Annotated in this window: 18 protein-coding genes; all 18 read right to left on the bottom strand. The window is 46.9% G+C overall.

Annotation, left to right across the window (positions count from 1 at the left end; all coding sequences use genetic code 11):
• Positions 1 to 22: 22 nt before the first annotated feature.
• The 18 genes from MKX34_RS00360 to MKX34_RS00275 all read right to left on the bottom strand — a co-directional run bounded on the left by MKX34_RS00360 (position 23) and on the right by MKX34_RS00275 (position 19,876).
• Complete coding sequence (locus tag MKX34_RS00360) at positions 23 to 790, bottom strand: type III pantothenate kinase (RefSeq protein ID WP_036678745.1); 768 nt, start codon at positions 788 to 790, stop codon at positions 23 to 25.
• Entirely contained in the window at positions 787 to 1,662 is an 876-nt protein-coding gene (nadC, locus tag MKX34_RS00355; protein WP_036678747.1) for a carboxylating nicotinate-nucleotide diphosphorylase, read from the bottom strand. Before nadC ends, MKX34_RS00360 begins: the two co-directional genes overlap by 4 nt.
• Positions 1,652 to 3,268: an L-aspartate oxidase gene (gene nadB, locus MKX34_RS00350; RefSeq protein ID WP_076105842.1), complete on the bottom strand. Its 1,617-nt coding sequence runs from the start codon at positions 3,266 to 3,268 to the stop codon at positions 1,652 to 1,654. Before nadB ends, nadC begins: the two co-directional genes overlap by 11 nt.
• Positions 3,269 to 3,307: 39 nt before the next feature.
• Positions 3,308 to 4,246, bottom strand: coding sequence for a quinolinate synthase NadA (gene nadA, locus MKX34_RS00345; protein WP_036678753.1), 939 nt, complete (start codon positions 4,244 to 4,246; stop codon positions 3,308 to 3,310).
• 259 nt (positions 4,247 to 4,505) lie between these two features.
• Complete coding sequence (ftsH, locus tag MKX34_RS00340) at positions 4,506 to 6,560, bottom strand: ATP-dependent zinc metalloprotease FtsH (protein WP_038568034.1); 2,055 nt, start codon at positions 6,558 to 6,560, stop codon at positions 4,506 to 4,508.
• Positions 6,561 to 6,669: 109 nt separating this feature from the next.
• Entirely contained in the window at positions 6,670 to 7,209 is a 540-nt protein-coding gene (gene hpt, locus MKX34_RS00335) for a hypoxanthine phosphoribosyltransferase (protein WP_036678757.1), read from the bottom strand.
• A 46-nt stretch (positions 7,210 to 7,255) separates the two neighbouring features.
• Complete coding sequence (gene tilS / locus MKX34_RS00330; protein WP_076296965.1) at positions 7,256 to 8,689, bottom strand: tRNA lysidine(34) synthetase TilS; 1,434 nt, start codon at positions 8,687 to 8,689, stop codon at positions 7,256 to 7,258.
• 45 nt (positions 8,690 to 8,734) lie between these two features.
• Entirely contained in the window at positions 8,735 to 9,679 is a 945-nt protein-coding gene (locus MKX34_RS00325) for a serine/threonine protein kinase (RefSeq protein WP_094902328.1), read from the bottom strand.
• Positions 9,663 to 10,409 (bottom strand): VWA domain-containing protein, encoded by a 747-nt coding sequence (locus MKX34_RS00320; RefSeq protein WP_038568031.1) that lies wholly within the window; start codon positions 10,407 to 10,409, stop codon positions 9,663 to 9,665. Before MKX34_RS00320 ends, MKX34_RS00325 begins: the two co-directional genes overlap by 17 nt.
• 578 nt (positions 10,410 to 10,987) lie before the next feature.
• Complete coding sequence (spoIIE, locus tag MKX34_RS00315) at positions 10,988 to 13,495, bottom strand: stage II sporulation protein E (protein WP_036678764.1); 2,508 nt, start codon at positions 13,493 to 13,495, stop codon at positions 10,988 to 10,990.
• 343 nt (positions 13,496 to 13,838) lie between these two features.
• Positions 13,839 to 14,339 carry a S1 domain-containing RNA-binding protein gene (locus MKX34_RS00310; protein ID WP_036678766.1) on the bottom strand — a complete coding sequence of 167 codons (501 nt, stop codon included), beginning with the start codon at positions 14,337 to 14,339 and terminating at the stop codon, positions 13,839 to 13,841.
• 124 nt (positions 14,340 to 14,463) lie between these two features.
• Positions 14,464 to 14,799, bottom strand: a complete 336-nt coding sequence (locus MKX34_RS00305; protein ID WP_036678769.1) for a septum formation initiator family protein — start codon at positions 14,797 to 14,799, stop codon at positions 14,464 to 14,466.
• 24 nt (positions 14,800 to 14,823) lie between these two features.
• Complete coding sequence (gene yabQ / locus MKX34_RS00300; RefSeq protein ID WP_076296959.1) at positions 14,824 to 15,387, bottom strand: spore cortex biosynthesis protein YabQ; 564 nt, start codon at positions 15,385 to 15,387, stop codon at positions 14,824 to 14,826.
• Positions 15,384 to 15,668: a sporulation protein YabP gene (gene yabP, locus MKX34_RS00295; RefSeq protein WP_036678773.1), complete on the bottom strand. Its 285-nt coding sequence runs from the start codon at positions 15,666 to 15,668 to the stop codon at positions 15,384 to 15,386. Before yabP ends, yabQ begins: the two co-directional genes overlap by 4 nt.
• Positions 15,669 to 15,826: 158 nt before the next feature.
• Positions 15,827 to 16,105, bottom strand: a complete 279-nt coding sequence (locus tag MKX34_RS00290; RefSeq protein ID WP_076296960.1) for an RNA-binding S4 domain-containing protein — start codon at positions 16,103 to 16,105, stop codon at positions 15,827 to 15,829.
• The gene (locus MKX34_RS00285) at positions 16,105 to 16,377 is read right to left on the bottom strand and encodes an HU family DNA-binding protein (RefSeq protein ID WP_036678778.1); all 273 of its coding nucleotides are present in this window, start codon (positions 16,375 to 16,377) and stop codon (positions 16,105 to 16,107) included. The genes MKX34_RS00290 and MKX34_RS00285 overlap by 1 nt, the downstream gene beginning before the upstream one ends.
• Before the next feature lie 289 nt (positions 16,378 to 16,666).
• Positions 16,667 to 18,166, bottom strand: coding sequence for a nucleoside triphosphate pyrophosphohydrolase (gene mazG / locus MKX34_RS00280; protein ID WP_076099916.1), 1,500 nt, complete (start codon positions 18,164 to 18,166; stop codon positions 16,667 to 16,669).
• A gap of 27 nt (positions 18,167 to 18,193) precedes the next feature.
• Positions 18,194 to 19,876, bottom strand: coding sequence for a polysaccharide biosynthesis protein (locus tag MKX34_RS00275; protein WP_076296961.1), 1,683 nt, complete (start codon positions 19,874 to 19,876; stop codon positions 18,194 to 18,196).
• Positions 19,877 to 19,977: the final 101 nt, after the last annotated feature.

Raw genomic sequence — 19,977 nt, 5'->3', positions numbered from 1 at the left:
GCCTTTTTAGGCTTCTTTATCTTTATTGGTTACGATCGTAAATAATTCTTAATCCTTCTAGCGTTAACATAGGATTTACTTCATCGATACAGTCCGTTTCACCCGCAATTAGCGAGGCGAGGCCTCCGGTCGAAATAACCTTCAGTTCGGGAGCGTTCATCTCGACTTTAATTCGTTTAACGATGCCCTCAACCTGACCCGCATAGCCAAAAATAATTCCGGCCTGCATCGCATGCACCGTATTACGTCCGATGACCTTTTTAGGCTTCTCCAATTCAATTCGCGGCAGCTTAGATGCCCGCTGGTATAATGCCTCTGTTGAAATGCCTAGACCAGGAACTATCGCGCCACCAAGATAATTAGCACCTGCATCAATGCAATCAAAAGTCGTAGCCGTACCAAAATCAACAACCACAAGTGGACATTTGTATTGTTCAATCGCAGCAACTGCATTAACAATCCGGTCTGCGCCAATTTCACGCGGATTCTCATAACGTAAGTTAAGCCCCGTCTTAATCCCTGGTCCAACAATCAATGGGTCTTTCCCTATATATTTAATACACATATCCTCAATAGTCTTAACCAGTGGTGGAACAACCGAAGATATAATTACACCTTCAACGTCTTTGACAGATATACCTGACATGTGAAAAAGATTGTGTATCATTACTCCATATTCATCCACGGTCGATTGGCGCGCAGTGCTTAGCCGAAAATGATGCAGCAATTCGCGTTTTCTATATACACCGAGAACAATATTGGTATTACCGATATCGACAGCAAGCATCATGACAAAGGCCCTTCCTTCTTAGCATTAAGGTCTAGACTAATATCCAGACTGGAGAAGGAGTACGTAAGGCGCCCGACAGAAATCACATCCACACCCGTTTCAGCAATCCCGCGTACGGTTTCTAACGATACATTTCCAGAAGCCTCTGTCTTAACATGCGGAGCTTGGGATTTAATCCTAGCCACGGCTTGCTTCATCATATCGTTAGACATGTTATCGAGCATTATAATGTCGGCACCTGCTGCCAGCGCCTCTTCGACTTGCTCTAAATTTTCGGTCTCCACTTCGATGCTCATCGTATGCGGGATGTTCTTCCGAGCACGACCTACAGCCTGCCGAATACCACCCGCGCCTTTGATATGATTATCCTTGATCATAACTGCATCATATAAGCCAAAACGGTGATTAAAGCCTCCACCAATACGAACAGCATATTTCTCCAGCATCCGGTGACCTGGTGTTGTCTTACGTGTATCCACTAAGCGAGTCGGTAATCCCTCCAGCACCTGCACGAAAGAAGCTGTACGTGATGCCACACCCGAAAGACGCTGCATCAAGTTAAGCGCAAGCCGCTCACCTGTTAGAATCGCATGTGTGCTGCCCTCAACCTCAATAATTACAGTCCCTTTGGTTACAGCTTGACCTTCCTCGACAAGGGCTGTAAAACTAAGCGCCGGATCCACAATTTCAAAGACCAGCTCTGCAATTGGGATGCCACAAATTATCCCGTCTTCCTTGGCATGAATAATCCCTTTGGACTCATGGCCCACTGGAATCGTCATCTGCGTGGTTACATCTCCGGAACCAACATCTTCCCGCAACCAAGCCTTGATAGATTGTACTAGTTCTTCATTGTAACCATTAAACATCATCGCTTAATTCCTCCACTATTCCCAGTTCGCGAATTTGAAGCAGGTGCTTACGCCACTGATCATCATCCCGCTGCGGATAATCCTCACGGTAATGCGCCCCACGGCTCTCTTCCCGTGCCAGAGCAGACTCTGTCACAAGCAAACAGCAGGTCAGCATATTAGCAAATTCATATTCCTCACGTTTGGACAAAGCTGATCCAAAGATTGGCAGCTGTCGTTTTAATTCATCTAATCCTTTAAGTAACATCTCTTCGTTACGACGTAGTCCGGCATATCGAACCATTACCTTCTGTAGCTTCAAACGACGTTCCACAATAGCTTGAGTTGGCGAATCTACACGGCCCTCGTTACTGATAACCGATAAAACATCACGGTCCAGCGGGGAAAGCTCATGAATCCGATCAATAATACGCTGTCCAAATACAATGGCCTCAGATAAAGAATTACTAGCTAAACGGTTAGCGCCATGCAGGCCTGTGGAGGAAACCTCTCCGCAAGCAAACAGACGCGGGACGGTACTCTCTCCATTCAGATCGGTCTTAATCCCCCCCATCATATAATGCGCAGCAGGAGCCACTGGAATCCAATCACTTGTAATATCCAGTCCATAGCCCATACATGTCTCATATATTGTGGGAAACCGATGCTTCACCATCTCTGGAGATTCATGTGTAATATCCAAATAAACGAACGTTGATTTAGTAAGTTCCATTTCACTTACAATAGCTCGCGCTACAATATCCCGCGGGGCTAGTTCAAGCAGGTTATGATAACGCTCCATGAACCGCTCTCCATTAATATTGCGCAAGACTGCTCCTTCCCCACGCACAGCTTCGGAGATTAAAAATCTAGGAGCTCCTGGGTAACTAAGTGCTGTAGGATGAAATTGAATAAATTCCATATCTCGTATATGAGCACCAGCGCGATAGGCGATCGCTACACCATCTCCTGTAGCTACCTCAGGGTTGGTAGTGTATCGATATAATTGTCCTGCTCCACCAGAGCACAAAATGGTCGCATCCCCTTGCAGGAACAACCGTCCACCACCGGGCCGCTGCAATAATGCGCCTACACATTCGCCACCTTCAGTGATGAGATCGATAACATAATGATCATCCCAGACCTCAATATTCTCATGTTCCGCTACCTGTTCCGCCAATGCACGAACAATCTCATAACCGGTAGCATCCCCATTAGCATGCAAAATACGGCGGTGGCTGTGCGCTCCTTCCTGAGTCAAAGCCAGTACCCCATCTTCCTTATCAAACAGAGTTCCTAAGCGAATTAACTCATGAACGCCTTCCGGCCCTTCATTAACAAGTGCATCGACAGCTGTTGAGGAGCAAAGACCTGCTCCGGCCATTAAGGTATCCTGCCGGTGGTAAGCAGGGGAATCATCCTCAGCTATAACAGCTGCGATCCCCCCCTGTGCATAGCGAGTATTACTTTCCATTACTGATTTCTTTGTGATCATTATGACACGCCGATCTTCACTGGCTTTAATAGCCGTGAATAATCCGGCAATCCCTGAACCAATAACAATACAATCTGTCTTTACCGTAGGAATATCCCGAAGATCAAAATCAACCAAATATTGTGGAATCATGACCGCTTTTCACCTGTTTCAACGAAAGAGTAGCGCATGCTACCGGACTTGTAGCATGCGCTCTAGGGATGTTCTGGCTTTGTCGGCGACAGCAGGCGGTACATAGATTTGTGGCTTCATCGTCTCCAGGCATTTCACCAGTTTTTTTAGATTATTAACTTTCATATTAGGACAAACAAGAAATTTGGTAGCAAAATGGAATTCTTTATCTGGACTATCCTTACGAAGCTGATATCCGGTACCATCTTCCGTTCCAACGATAAATTGCTTACGATCCGATTTCCGGCAATACTCCAGAATTGATGTAGTGCTACCTACATAGTCACCCATGGCCACTACTTCAGGACGACACTCTGGATGAACTACAAATTCCGCATCTGGATATTTTGCTCTCATTTCTACTACATCTTTGACGGTCAACATGTCGTGAGTGTTGCAATAGCCTTCCCAAATAATCAGCTTCTTGCCCGTCTGATCTTGTACATATTGACCAAGATTCTTATCTGGGACCCAAATAATCTCTTCAGCATCAAGGGATTCGATTACTTTCACAGCATTAGCTGAGGTACAACAAATATCGGTTTCTGCTTTAATCTCGGCAGACGAGTTGATATAAGTGACTACTTTAGCATTTGGATGTTGAGCTTTAAGCTTACGCAAACCGTCTACATTGACCATATCTGCCATTGGACAGCCTGCACGTTCATCAGGAATAAGGACGGTTTTGTTCGGGGCTAGAATTTTTGCACTTTCCCCCATGAAATGAACACCGCAGAATACAATAACTTCCGCATCTGTCTCTGCAGCCTTCTGAGCGAGTAAAAAAGAGTCGCCCCGGAAATCGGCAACCTCCTGAATTTCATCACGCTGATAATAATGAGCTAAAATGATTGCGTTTCGTTCCTTTTTAAGCTGTTCAAGACGTATACGAAGTTCTCGATTCTGTTCCTGCTTGCGCTCAAGCGCCAGAGCTTCCACCGATTGTTCTCCCCCTTAAATCCTCGCGGCTTTTCGCCGACATGATGTTATCAAATGGCATGCGCCATCATGGTGAAAAAATGAACATGCTGATATAAATAGTAAGTAATATTAATCACTAATGTACACAACGTTCCAGCCCCTGTCAATGTAACTGGACAGGCTTTAAGGCATAGAATCCCTTAAAAATTAAAATAAAAAATCCGGAGAACAGTTACGTTCTCCGGATAAATTTACATCATATGAATGGTGGACCCAATTAGGTAAGGCTAGTGCCCCCACCTTTGTTGTCATCATCGGAACCGTCATTACCCTCAGAATCAGGGTTATTCGGGATATCCTTTGATAAGTCAGGAAGTGTGGACTGTTCGTCCTCAGGCTTGCCTTGAATGCGAACTCGCACATCACCGATATTGTCGATGACAGGCTCGCCAACTTCATGGGCAACACCTTCGCCACCCTCTGGTTTACCATCCTCGGAAAGGAATCCTTGTTCAATCAGTTGTGTGATCTGATCAAGCTCAAGTGTTTCTTTCTCAAGTAATGTATTGGCAATCAAGTGCATTTCTTTGGAGTGTTTGATCAACAGATCTTTACAACGTTCGTAACTCGAAGTAATAAAGTTCTGCATTTCCTGATCAATCTCATAAGCAATGGAGTCACTGTAATTCTGTTCATGCCCAATATCACGACCTAAGAATACTTGACCTTGAGAAGATCCGAACTGCATAGGTCCAAGCTTATCGCTCATACCGTACTCCATAATCATGGCACGCACGATGCGCGTAGCCTGTTGGAAGTCACTGTATGCACCCGTACCGATCTCACCAATAAACAATTCTTCGGCAACACGTCCACCAAGTAATCCAGTAACCTTATCTAAAAGCTCCTGCTTGGTAACGATCATCCGATCTTCCTTCGGAAGCATAATAACGTATCCGCCTGCACGTCCGCGTGGGATAATAGTAACTTTATGCACCATATCGGCGTGCTCAAGGAAGTAACCAGCAATAGTATGGCCTGCTTCATGATAAGCTACAATACGTTTCTCGCGGTCACTGATCACACGGCTGCGTTTCTCAGTACCTACGATAACACGGTCAATAGCTTCATCCACTTCAATCATGGAAATATCTTTACGGTTACGGCGTGCAGCTAGCAAAGCTGCCTCATTCAGCAGATTCTCCAAATCAGCACCTGTGAATCCGGTTGTGCGTTTAGCAACAACATCCAGTCTTACATCTTTCGTAAGCGGTTTGTTACGAGCGTGCACCTTAAGTACAGCTTCACGGCCTTTCACATCAGGACGGTCAACCGTAATTTGACGGTCAAAACGTCCTGGACGAAGCAATGCCGGATCAAGTATATCAGCGCGGTTAGTCGCCGCTACAATAATAATGCCTTCGTTACCACCGAATCCATCCATCTCAACCAGCAATTGGTTAAGCGTCTGCTCACGCTCGTCATGTCCGCCACCAAGACCGGCACCACGCTGACGACCCACAGCATCAATTTCATCAATGAAGATAATACATGGAGCATTCTTCTTAGCATTCTCGAACAAATCACGTACCCGAGAAGCACCGACACCCACGAACATTTCCACAAAGTCAGAACCGGAAATACTAAAGAAAGGAACGCCAGCTTCACCTGCTACCGCACGGGCAAGCAATGTTTTACCTGTTCCCGGAGGACCTACAAGCAATACGCCCTTAGGAATACGTGCGCCGACAGCTGCAAATTTGCGTGGATCTTTCAGGAACTCAACGACTTCGACAAGCTCTTGCTTCTCTTCGTCCGCCCCTGCAACATCCTCAAAGCTGATTTTCTTCTTCTCTTCATTATATAACCGAGCCTTGCTCTTGCCGAAATTCATGACTTTACCGCCGCCACCTTGCGCCTGATTAAACAGGAAGAAGAACAAGATGAACATAATTACCAGTGGGATAATTGAAGAAAGGAATGTCAGCCAAATGCTGGTACCTTCCATTTTCTTCTGAGTTAATTCAATCCCATTAACATCACTGGCTTGAATCAGTTCATTGATAGCGGCATCTGTAGGAGGAATATATGTGGAGAAGCTTTTCGATTTAGTATCGGCAGGCAGCTCTCTATACTCGCCTGTGACCAGAAAGGCATTACCCTCAAACTGAACCGTCAAATCCTTCACATTGTTGTTCTTGATCTCCTGCCGTAACTCGTCGTATCTAGGGAAATCGGCGGCTTCATTTCCATTGCTCACAAACTGGACAATACCCACCACGACTAAAAATAAAATCAAATAAAAACCAGAATTCCGGATGAACCGATTCATCCCCTACCTCCTCTCACAACACTCAAGTTATTGTACCATAGCCTCTTGGGACACCTCAAATAAAGGAAGTTGTGGGTATCCGATCCGTATGATCGAGGCAGTCCTTAGTTCAATTGGAATAAATCTCAGGTTTCAGTACTCCAACATATGGGAGGTTCCGATACCGCTCGGCATAATCCAATCCGTAGCCTACTACAAATTCGTCAGGTAACACGAAGCCTGTGTAGCTGGCTTCAAGATTAACAGTGCGGCCTGATGGTTTATCAAACAAGGTAACCACAGAGATAGTAGCAGCATTCCGGTTGCGGAGCAACTCAATTAAATAGCTGAGTGTAAGACCACTGTCAATAATATCTTCAACGATCAAGATATCGCGGCCTTCTACCGATACATCCAAATCCTTAATAATTTTGACTACTCCAGAGGACTTGGTGGATGCTCCATAGCTGGACACTGCCATGAAATCCATCTCAACAGGTACTGTAATGGCTTTAACCAAATCTGCCATAAATATAAACGCACCTTTTAGTACACAAATGACTAAAGGGGTACGACCTGCGTATTCTTCGCTCAGTGTTCGACCGAGCTCCTTAATTTTCTGCTGAAGTTCCTCTTCGGTGATCAATACTTCTTGAATATCGTTTTGCAACTTGCGAAACCTCCTAAGTTATACTATGAAAGACTTACTTCGACCATTACGTTTCTTCGCGGTCATCCAGCTCTGCCAGAGACAATAGAAGTACGGAGGTCGTGTGCCGCCCTACTGCGGCATGCATCGAGCGTCTTACGCCCGGAATCCAGACGATATTGCCCAAACCATCACAAACGAGGGGAATCAATGACCGTTCGGAAGCAGGTATTTTATCATCAATATAAATATCTTTTACCTTTTTGCTTCCGTTTAATCCCATGATCCTTATGGTATCTCCAGGCAATCGGGATCGTATCGTCAGTGGAAAGACCAGTTCATCACGGTCAAACCAAGCCGACATCTTCCCATAATCCTCCCCCTGTACAAAAAAGTTTTCTCTCTCCAGTACCGCCATCGACATCACCTTACCTATTTCCTCCAATTTAAGCTTAGAGTCCGGTAAAAACAGACGATATGTATAGCTTGCCTGTGGCGTCGTGGGCTTGGACGAGAACAAGATACTATCATATTGCCGCACACAAGTCAGGCCTCCACCCAAATCCAAGCTCCAGGTGGTGGGATAGCTCTGCAGCGTTCCCCGACGTACAGTTTCGATCTTGGGGAAATCAAGGGCAGATAAATCCGCCGACAGATAATTTAATATTAGTTTAATCAAACGCCGTTGTAAAGCGGAGGGTATGGCAGCAAATGAAGCTCTGTTAAAGGTGTATTTCCCATCCCCTTCCGAAACTAGCTCTTCAAAGCATTTTGCCGCAGACGTCTCCATATACTCATCTTCAGCTCCCGCAATTTCCGCAAGCTGTACGAGGGATTGCTTCACTCTGCCATTATACTTTTCCAGAAAAGGAAGAACTTCCAAACGAATGGCATTCCGCTTGTATTTCGTCAGCAGATTGGTGGCATCCTCAGCATAAGTGAAACCTTCATTTTGGCATAACCCTAAAAGTGCTGTTTTGTTAATACGTAGGAATGGGCGAATGAGTTCCACCTTTTTTTCTGTTCTTTTCCACTTGATACCCGACAGTCCAGATAAGCCACTTCCGCGTAATAGACGCATAATTACAGTTTCTGCCTGATCATCAGCATGATGAGCCAGAGCAACAGAACGCGCCCCATATCGGTGTGCCGTATCAATCAGAAATTCGTACCGCTTCTCACGTGCAGTACCCTCAGGACCAAGTCCACTCTCTTTAGCCAAGGAGGGAATATCGAATTCCGCAAACTCAAAGGGCAGTCCCAGTTCTTCAGCCATACCACGTACGAGCTCTGCCTCTTCCTTCGACTCCGGTCTAAATCCATGATTCACATGAGCACATATTAAGGTAAGCGGAATAAATTTTAAAGATATTTCATGTAAAACATGCAAAAGAGCCACAGAATCCGGGCCGCCGGAAACTGCGACTACAATGGTGTCATGGGGCGCCCACAGCTCATGCTCGGCTGCTGACTCCAATACAGACTCCACCAGTCCATTCATTTGCTCCACATGCGCCCCCCTCTCTCTCCAACTATATGTATGAGTTCAAAAACGGAATACCCAATAAATCGTAAAGGCGAGCAAAAACAAAGACAATGCGAATGCATTTTTTAACCACCGGGGGGTGTCCATACTATCCGGGCGCTTTCTGCGCGAGTTATAAATATGGTTTCGCCAGACCTCAGTAGCATCCGCAGAGCCTGAGAACCCCCCTTTTAACGCCATACAAATCCAGGAGGATAGTTTCTTATTGGGTAAATTTCTAGCCAGCTTAAATAATTCGTCCACACTTCTCGTCTGCGGCAGCTGTAAGGCTGCCTTTTTGAGCCCTTCTTCATTGAGCAAACGAAGACACAGCACAGCAAATGCGAAAAGATCGTAACCCTCATCGCTGATTCGACTGCCCGCATTCCAGAAACCACGATCATGCCATTCGGTAAACTGCTTCACACTACGACCAATAGGGCTTGTGCCCCCAAAGTCGATCAGTTCCACTTCACCGTATTTCGATACCATGACGTTCTCGGGCTTCAAATCACCGAACACAAATCCACATTCATGCAGTGTGCGCAGCTTTTCAAGCAGACCAAGACCTACCAGGCCTAACCAATCGGGACCGTTTTTCGATAAAAAATGATGCAGCGGTTTGCCTTCAACATACCTCATCACATAGAAGGGGATATTATCCCCATTCGCAAAATCATCCGCTTCCAAAAAATAAGAAGACAATGGATTCTCACGACGAGCCCGATGTTCATTCCGCTTTCGTCGCGATTGCAGCGAGGTCAGCACATTGATCTCCGATTGAAGTTCAAGTGTATCGTATCCGATTTTTAGCGCGTACCTTTCCCGTCTGCCTTCTCTTTGCACAAGATATACGGTTCCGTTCGCGCCCCTTCCCAGCATCCGCTCAACGACATAACGGTTACCCCGCCATTTGCCGTTAATTAAGGTACCAGTAGGATAGGACGGATTAGACGACATACCCACCAATCATCCCTTCTCTTTCGTCGTGGTCATCGCTTAGTCGGCGTCCACGATGTTCATCCAGTGTATCATAACGATAATGTTCAAGCACCTTGAAAATAGCTGGGCCAGTCGGTGTTGCGCCTCTCATGTGTAATTTAGAGAATAGCGTACGAATACCTGACATGTCATGCGTCCAATCTAGATCAAGCTTGGCATCTTCACTGCTGTTATTTCCGGGAAAATGAAACACAGCGATCTCACTCTTGCCTTCCCGTGCTTCTAAACTGAGTGCCAAATCGCGGATTGCATCTTCCACAGCACCCAGTTTAGGCTTCATACTGGCACTGGCATCGATAAGAAGTGCAATGCGCAGCGGCGTTGTTTCTGTCAGTTCATCTACAACTGTAACAACCTGTGAACGTTGAACAGGAGGCAGCTGATCCAGTGAGCCGTCGCCTAGTATCTTTTTTACCTCTTTATTAACCGCCTGCTGGATCGTCTGAACCACGGTCTTGCGTGTCATCATCTGAATCGTCTGCGCCAGTTGTGGTGTTCCGACTATTCGGCTAAGGCCTCCCCCGGCCTTGGCAATGTCGGCAATCTCCCGGCTGCCGATTTCACCGATCGTACCATAATCAACTACACCGACCACATTTACGGTGATTCCCTCCTGCAGGGCATGCGCCGCTGCCAACACCGGACTTTCTCCTACATTCGAACAACCGTCAGTAATGAGCATAATTTGCTTCATAACCCTCAACTCCCCCTTTGTTTGAACCTCTGTTTCTAGCATATCCAGAAATGAGAGATTTCAAACGGTCGATGTTAAGTGAGGAGTCTAGATCAAAACAGAGGGGGTTAGTGAATAGGGGAACTACGAGAAATGTTTGGGCTTTCGATCGCTGTTGTCCTCAGATTCCTTGATTAGAACCGCCTCTCGCGGTTGGAATCCGAGGACAAAGGCGAACGCTCCGCTTCTACAGCTCCAAACTTTCTCTCCGTTCCATACCTTTACTAGTAAACAGTTTAGATCTACAGATTCCGTCCCAAGTCAGCCGACCATTGAAACGAGAATAGTAGAGGCCGGCGAGTTACACATCACGGACTCGCCTCGAATACCTCCATCAGCACGACGGCTTCGCGCGTGCTTAAACCTATATTCAGCACGACACCTTACGCGTGCTACAAGCTTACAAGCAACACGACGCTTCGCGCGTGCCTCCCAAGCAGCACGATATCTTACGCGTGCCTTAAACTATACAAGCAGTACGACGCTTCGCGCGTACCCAACATTAAAACCTACTAAACCTAAACCTAAACCTAAAATAACTAACTTACCGTACGCGGGCGCTCCATACGGCCGATGCCCGGCATATGCAAGCTGGACCATTCCGGATGGAAATGATCAAGACGGCTGACGACAATAGTCATGTCATCAAGGATCTCATTGCCCTGGTAACGGATCACTTTCTCCAACAGGCTGTCCGCTAAATCTTGAGGATCATCACCCTCAAGCTCTTGGATCATCCGTTTCATCCATATCTCCTTATTAACGGCATATCCAGGCGCATCATAAATACCATCGGTCATCATAATTAAAATATCGCCGGGGCGAAGCTGCATACTGATTAAATCCACATCAATATCTTTAATGATTCCTATCGGCAGATTACTAGAGGTTATTGGAATGACCTCACTCCCCCTCCGGATGAAGCTTGGTGCTGAAGCAATCTTCATAAACGTTGTCTGCGCAGAATATTGATCGATTAAAGCCATGTCGACAGTAGCATAGAATTCATCAGGGGAGCGTAATAAAAGAATTGAGTTGACCGACTTTACAGCCAGCTTCTCATCCATTCCGGATTGCAGCAGCTTTTCTAACATGCCGAGTGCGGCACTGCTCTCCATCCTTGCCCGTTCACCATTCCCCATTCCATCACTGATGGAAACTGCAAAGGTGCCATTTCCAAGCTCTACGGTGCTGAAGCTATCGCCAGATAGCATATCTCCACCTTTAGAAACAACTGCCACACCCGTATTTACCTCAAAGGCTTTGGCTGAACCAAAGGTAACCATCGAGAGTCCTTCCCGGGGATGAACCGCCGTCTCACTCATGACAGCAATATTCTCATCCAGAATGTCGGAGAGGAGTGGGGCGATCATTTTACGGCATTCATCAAAACCGCGATTATAAGCGTGCACTACTTCTATTTCTACGCGTCCGGGGTCCAGACTTAAAATTTCAATGCCATGAATAGACAGTCCCAATTTCTCAAGAGCCTCGCGGATTTGCGCTTCCTGCCGATACATGGCCTGCCCCTCACGCTTAATTTCCTTGGCCAAGTCTTCCATAACCTGTGACACGCCGGACAGCTGCTCGGCAACAAATTGCCGACTATCGTATATTTGTCTTTTCCACCGCATATCATGTTGGTAGAGATCATATTGTCCCTTCATGACCTCAAGCACTTCACCGGTTTTGCCACAAATACGGCTCCATTCCGGTGGCAGCTGAGCAGCCGTAATATCAGGGCATTCCTCAACAGTTGTCATCATATCTGTCATGTATCTATATGTCTGATAGAATTTCGCATCCCAGCAGTGAGTACGGCGAATGCAGCCAGCGCAGGCTCCTTCTGTGACCGTATTCATAAAATCTTCCATTTCACGATCCGATTTGCCCACTTCTCCGGCACGTGGAATCTGACCAAAGCTACTGGAGAGCTGTTGGAATACCTGTGAGAATTGAGTGACCCGTTCTGCAGTCAGATCCCTGACCCTGCGGGCATATTCATGTTGAGATCGGCTATGATCTGACGTGCCCGGTACATATTTTGCAATCGCTGATATCATCGCCTTAGGTGTTATTAGAAACAGCACTACTGCTGCGCAGGTCTCCCATGTTGAGGCCATCATATCACCCGGACCCGTAAAATAGACGGAAAGGATCGTTGATCCTAGCAGCATGCCAATAGATACCGCACCCTTTCGCCCACCTTGCATCATTCCCGCTAGCATTCCGGAAAAAGCAAGCAGACTCATCTGATAGATAGCACTGATATCGGCCAGACTAAGGATCAACCCCGTCACCACCCCAACAGCTGCACCGAGGGGAGCGCCCCCTGCCATGGCAAAGAGCAGAATTAAATAACGAGACAATATATGCTCTAATGACAAACCATTAAGGGTCCATCCCACAAGGCCTGTCATTACGGAGGCTAACAGAATAATAAGGCATAAAACCTCCTCGTTCCTCAGCGATCTGCTCTTTTGTTTGTAAGTTAGTAGAGGAAGTGCCTGAATGAACACAAGAGTAAGTACAAACCCAAGTAAAGCATCCAGAGTTGTCATCATAAAGGGGTACCAGGAAAGAGAAGGTCCGAGAACAATCTTGAACAGGCCAACCATAAACGAGGATACGAATACCATAAGGGGTGCATAGGACAAATCTATTCGTTCGAAACTTTCAAGCCCTCTATAAACAAGAAAGAAGATAATCAGTTCAGCCGTAGTAACCAAGGCACCCGGAAACGGAGTGAAGAGACTTCCAGCTATAATAGCACCCGCTACAGGTAAAATAGAGTCTCGACGCATAAACACAATGACGGCAAAATATGCGACAGCAAAAGGGGACAGCTCGTCCAGGATCATAGCTCTACCTAGCAGAAACCCCATAAAACTTAACAGAAGCATCCACTTCTTCGCTGTTATAAGCTGAATATAACGCTGCTTCTGACCCCAAGCTATAATACGCGTGCCTAAGGCTTGTCTCTGCTTCTTATCTTCGCTTCCCACTCTTGTCCACTCTGGCAAATTCACCACATTGCTTTTACTCATTTCCCTACACCACCCGTTTAAGAATTTATGGTTCTCATTATATAGCGGGTCATTTGAGAAAGTTTGTCAGAAATGGAGGGACAGTCATAAGAAATTTCCGACAAAAAAGCCTTTGTTCATTATTCCTAAAAAAATAGAGCGATCCCTTGCGGCGCAGTAGTTTGCTTCTCCTCAAGCTTGATTCCAGTGCAGTTTTAGGCGCAAGCCTGGCGGTCATTCGCCAGCGATTGCCCTAGAGTTATGTGAAAATGACATGGATGCTGTCGGCAAGTTTATATGACACGACAAAAAAACCGCAAGGGCGAAATGCCCTTGCGGTTATTTATGATGTACAGGTATTGGATTATACGCGTTTGGCTCCACGGCCTCCGCGCTTTCCTTCTGTGTTCTTCTTAATCGAAGATATCCGTTCTTCGCTGTCTTTCAGGAATCGCGACATTTTATCCTCGAATGAAGGTTTACCGGCTGCAGGCTTAAATGGACGCCCACCCCGTTCACGATTGAATCCACCGCCGCCTCCACCACTGCCGCCACCGCCGCCGAAACGGTCTCCGCCGCTAGGACGTTCTGGTCTTGGAGCTCTAGGCGGACGTACTTCCGATGCTGGCTTGTCAACAGCCTGCTTAATGGAAAGTCCGATCTTGCCGTCCTTATCGACGTTGATCACCTTGACGGTTACTACATCACTAATCTTCAGATGATCGTTAACATCCTTGACGTAATTATCGGCGATTTCCGAGATGTGAACGAGACCTGTGACACCTCCTGACAGATCCACAAATGCTCCGAAATGCGTGATGCCTGTCACTTTGCCTTCTAACTTGGTGCCCACTTCAATTGCCATAGAATAAAATGATCCTCCCTTAAAAATATACAGACGAATATTAAGGTCATCCTGTCTGCGGTGATTTGATTATACAGTAAAGAGCAAAGCAAGGCAACAGAGTAAAAGCCTCTTTTAGCCAGTATTATTGCTCTGATTGCTCTGTTCGAATAGGAGTTTCCCCTTGAGGATAGATATTGTACCATTTACGCGCTAATTGGCCAATATACTCATCATCATTAAGTCTGGACACTTCATATTTCAGTTGATTCAAAGATGACGTGACACTCTCGCTAGTCTTTTGTTTCTTGGCGAGTTGCTCGCCCTTGTCCGCAATAACTGCACTTTGATTGAAGTAAGTATAACCCGCCCAGCCAAAAAATACTGCCACAAAGAGAATCCACATGAATCTTCTTCTCTTCGCGCCTGCGGCCGAATTTTTGCTAGGATTACTTTTCTCTTCCGCAGTGAATCTGTTCATGCAGCGTACCCCCTAATTCAAAGGTCAGCGTTTCCGCCATTTGGTAATCCATCCAGTGATCTTCACGATCCAGGCGCTATGCTTAAGCCGTGATAACCATGGAGAAATCCACCTTACAGGTAATACCCAAATTGGCTTCGTTAGACGCAGCAGAAGCTTAAGGATGAATAATAGAATACGACCTAGCAGCACTAGCAACCCTATAATAAGGCGCCAAAACCAGCGAAGAGGTTTACCTATCATAATCTCCATAAGTCTCCATAGCAATCTGCACATATACTGAACCGATTGAATTAACATTAACACAAAACGCCGCACCGTAACACTGAAGATCAAAAAATAGATCCATATTCCTAGAAATAAACCTAAAAAGACATAAAATCGCAATTGCCCCTGATTTCCGGCATAGAGCATTCTAAAAACAAACAAAGCAGCACAAAGCCAATACAGCAGGTCAAGCATGGCATTCAGCCATTTGGGAAAATTGAACTTGAGCGACAGCACCCGGTAGCTGTCATAGGCCAGTCCCATTGTCACCCCGGCCAATATCATGTAGAACAGCGTCAGCCACTGAACTGCAGGATTCATTTAAATAGCTTACCGAGTAGACCTTTATTTTTGCCCTGCGATCCGGGATCTAGATAAATCAGGGAATGTACATTGCCCTCCAAGGACAACAGTCCATTCTCCAGACTTAAATTTTTGATATGTAAATGATTCCCGCGAATGGTGAGATGGCCGAGTTCTGTACGAAGCAAAAATTCCTCGCTATCAAAGCTCTCCACATTTTGCACGCCCGTCAACTCTAGCTGTTTACGACTGCGCATGTGCAGATCATGCTGTTTATTTACCTTTCCTGGCTCGATCATAGCATGTACCCCTCCTTCTTACCTCTAATCTATGGCAGTAGAAGAAGTTATAGAACATTCCAATCCACTAAAATAAGAGAGACAAAAAGAAAAAAAGAAGGTGCAACTCTACAATATGTAAAGTTGCACCTTCTTTTTTACTATTCATTATGTTACTCCTACCAGTCCAATCCGCTGCTTTTGGCAACAGACTCTTCCCGAAGTAGAGTATACATACCAGCGGCTTCGTCCTTGCGCGTCGTTTCGACTAGCTTTTCGACTTTGACCGTTACAAGCTTTTGTCCAAATTGCACAGTAATCTCGTCACCGATCTTAACTGCGCTACTTGGTTTAGATTCCCGCCCGTTAATCAGCACCCGGCCTTGTTCGGACACATCCTTGGCCACTGTCCGGCGCTTGATTAATCGGGACACTTTCAGGAATTTGTCAAGACGCATTAGTTAACGGCTTCTTTAAGCTTGTTACCAGCTTTGAATGCCGGTACAGTTGATTCTGGAATTTCAATCGTTGTGCCCGTTTGCGGGTTGCGACCAGTACGTCCTGCACGTTTGCGAGTTTCGAATGTACCGAAACCGATCAGTTGGACTTTATCGCCTTTTGCCAAAGCTTCTGTGATCTCACCCAAGAATCCGTTCAATACTGCTTCTACATCTTTTTTTGCCAATCCGTTTTTCTCGGAAATGTTGTTTACCAAATCTGTCTTGTTCATAATTTAAAGTTCCTCCTAGGATACGAAAAAATAAATGAAACGAGATTCACCGCCATATTATGGGGCAAGTCGTCATTTCGTCTTTATGATATTCTTGATGTCATCTTAAAATCCTGCCACGAATCGTCGTTTTTTAAAAAAAGAAACAGTTATTTCTCAGAAATCGTCGCAGAATCTATTCTATAGCACTATTAAACTACTCGCCATAATCTAAATCAGAGATGAATGCTACTTTCACAGCATTGCCTCATCTTAAGGTCCGTATACCGTACATAGTCTGAGAAAATCACTATACTTTTCGTTCCTCAGTCTTTGCCTCCTGCCACAACTCTTCCATCTCTTCCAAGCTGCTATCCTCTACACTCACACCCTTGGCTCGCAAACTTTGCTCGATATACTGAAACCGACGCACAAATTTGCGGTTGGTCCGGGTTAAAGCTTCTTCCGGATCTGCACCAATAAATCGGGCAACATTGGTAACAGCAAATAATAGATCGCCCAGCTCCAGGATTTGATCCTCCGCGGCTGCGTCAGTATCGATGGCTTCTTGCAGCTCTTCTATTTCTTCACGAACCTTAGCTAAGCAATCCGTAGCGTTGTCCCAATCAAAGCCCACCTTGGATGCTTTTTTCTGAAGCTTGTACGCCTTCATAAGAGCAGGCAAATCACGCGGAACTCCACTGAGTACGGATAGTTCCTCGGGCTTTACGCCTTTCCGCCGCTTCTCCTCTGCCTTCATGCCCTCCCAATTGATCAGAGCTTCTTCAGCGTCATTCGCATTCTTGTCACCAAATACATGAGGATGGCGGAAGATAAGCTTATCATTCAGTCCTTCTATGACGTCAAATACGTTAAACGTGCCTAGCTCCTCTTCCATTTGGGAGTGCAGCATGATCTGCAGCAAAAGGTCGCCCAGCTCCTCTTTCATATGGTCTGGGTCATCCTCATCAATCGTCTCAAGCACTTCATAGGTTTCTTCGATTAGATTTTTACGTAAAGATTCATGAGTCTGCTCCCGATCCCACGGACAACCGTCCGGACTGCGCAAAATATCGACAATCTCATGCAAGCGAGCGAAAGTACGACTTCTTAGCTTCTCATCACGATTCGCAGGTACATAGACCAGAGACAAATTGCCATAACCCTCAAGCCGGTCCAATTCGTATAGAGGAACAGTCACAATGCTTTCTTCGTTCTCCACGCCAAGGGCATGACCCACCACCACTTCATATTCCGGCGGATACAGCTCCATCAGACATAACTTTGTCTCCGAAGCTGTAAAGCTGTCATAAACCTGGCCAATCAGAGTATGCAATTCAGGTTGAAGCTGAGCGCTGCGAATGCCTGAAGCATCTAATAACTGGAACCCTTCAATAGGGTCAAACCCCAGTCGTACAAACGCCTCGTCCAGAAAACTCTCCCCGCCTAATATTTGCAGTTCTATTCCTTCTTCCGGGCAACGCTGACGCAGCTGTGAAACAGCTGACTCTGCAACCATGGGATGCCCCGGAACCGCATAGACAATATCTGTACCGTCTGCGGCAGAGCGAGCCTCTTCAATCAATTTTGAAGTAATTGCCGCATAGACCTCAGGAAACGAAGATAATGTTTCATACAGTCCATCAAAGGATTGCGTGGCGATTTCAAGCTCGGTGAGAGCAGCCATGACTGGATGCTCTTGGGTACGAACGTATACAACGGATGCTGCCTTCAGTTTTTTTATAATTCCTAGTGTCAGGCGATCGGGATTACCTGACCCGAGACCAACAACTGTTAATGTTGCACTCATATCTGTTCCTCCTTTTAAGCGAGTTAATTATGGAAATAACCGCAGCTTTTTGAACTTGTCCGCCAGAGACGGGCCGATGCCCGGAAGCTGGCGAAGTTCGCTTTCGCTGAGCAGCCGCAGCACCACCGCGCCTACGGCAAAGATAACGCAGCCTGCGAGCACCCCAAGCAGGCTCTGCGCCAAGCTGGCGGTGCGTCCGTCGCCGATGCCAGCGGCCGTAGCCGCGGCGCCAGTGCCCCAGCTGGCAGCTGCGGCGGCAAGAGCCAGGCCCGCTGTGAGCAGCGCGGGCCGTGCCAGGGCATCTGCGAGGCGAAGCCGCAGATGGCCCTGGCGGTACAGCAGCAGCACGTTAAGCGCTGCTGCGAACGAATGCGCAGCCACGCCAGCGATGGCCGCGCCGGTAATGCCCTGCTGCGGAACCAGCAGCAGGTTCAGGGCCGCCTTGAGCAGCGCGGCGGCCAAAAGGTGCAGGGCCGGGGCGCGCACGTAGCCGAGGCCCTGCAGGAGCGCAGCAGAGATGATGCTGACTGTACCGCCCACAGCGGTAAAAGCCAGCCAAGTCATTGTGCTGCTGCCAGCGGTATCGCCGTAAAGAGCCATATTAATCGGCTCAGCAAGCACTGCAAGGCCCGCTGAGGCCGCTAGACCTAACAGCCAGAACCAACGCAGCGACAAGCTGCAGCGGGTCTCAATCAGCTTCATATCTCCCTTGTACTTCGCTTCCGCCAAAGCGGGAATGAACACAACAGACAGTGAGGTGGCAATCATCGTTATAATCTGCACAAGTGGCAAACCCCGATTGTACACACCAAACTGGGCCATCGCAGCTACTTCACTTCCGTCAGACGACAGCAGTCGAGGCACAGTGAATACATCTACAAGACCGATAAGAGGCATAGCCAGTGCACCTAGCATTACGGGAATTCCATAAGCCAGCAGTGCACCTGCTTTAATGCCCATGAACCCTTGCTTGGAACCTAGTCCATGTCCTGCATCCAGCGCTCTTACACGCTGACTTTCGACAGCAGCAGCTACTTCAGCAGCAGCTTCCTGTTTTACCCTCCGGCGGTGACGTCTCAAGTACAGCAGCATAATTACAAGCCCTGCGGCTCCCCCTCCGGCAGAACCAAGCAGCGCGCCAGCAGCGATGCTCTCAGCTCCTGCTCCCTGCGAAGTGAGATATAAAAGAAGAACAATCATCACTGTAACCCGTACAGACTGCTCTACAATCTGTGACACGGCAGTAGGAACCATATTATGCAGCCCCTGAAAATACCCGCGTATGGCCGACATGACAGGGACAACTGCCAAACCCCAGGCGCTTGTCCGCAAGGCAGGCATTACATGTGAGTTACCTACCCATTCGGCAATGATGGGTGCACCTGCATAGGTGATGGCGCCGATAATCAAGCCGCTGATGCCTGTAATTAGCGCGGATAATAGTAGAATCCGGCGGCCTTCTTCATCGCGTCTCCCAGCCGAAGCTTCGGCGACAAATTTGGAGATCGCCGCAGGCAGACCTAGCATAGCTACTGTTAACAGCATCGTATACAAGGGATACACTGTGTTGTATATACCAAATACAGCATCTCCGCCTAGATTTTGCAGCGGAATTTTTTGGAGTGTGCCAATAAGCTTTGAGATAATGGCCGCGGCACTAAGGATAAATGCGCCTTGCAGCAATCGTGATGTTTGTGTACTGGATTTCATATAATACCTGCTTCTACAACTTTGATGGGATGAATTTCTATATTATAACTTATGTATGCCCACAAGTAGAAACGGTTTGTGTAAACGACAAAACCCCGTTT

It is taken from the genome of Paenibacillus sp. FSL R5-0636 (assembly GCF_037974255.1).
Classification (GTDB): Bacteria; Bacillota; Bacilli; order Paenibacillales; family Paenibacillaceae; genus Paenibacillus_AQ; species Paenibacillus_AQ odorifer.
The sequence above is the reverse complement of the archived record's forward strand: the minus strand, read 5'-3'. Positions and strand labels throughout refer to the sequence as shown.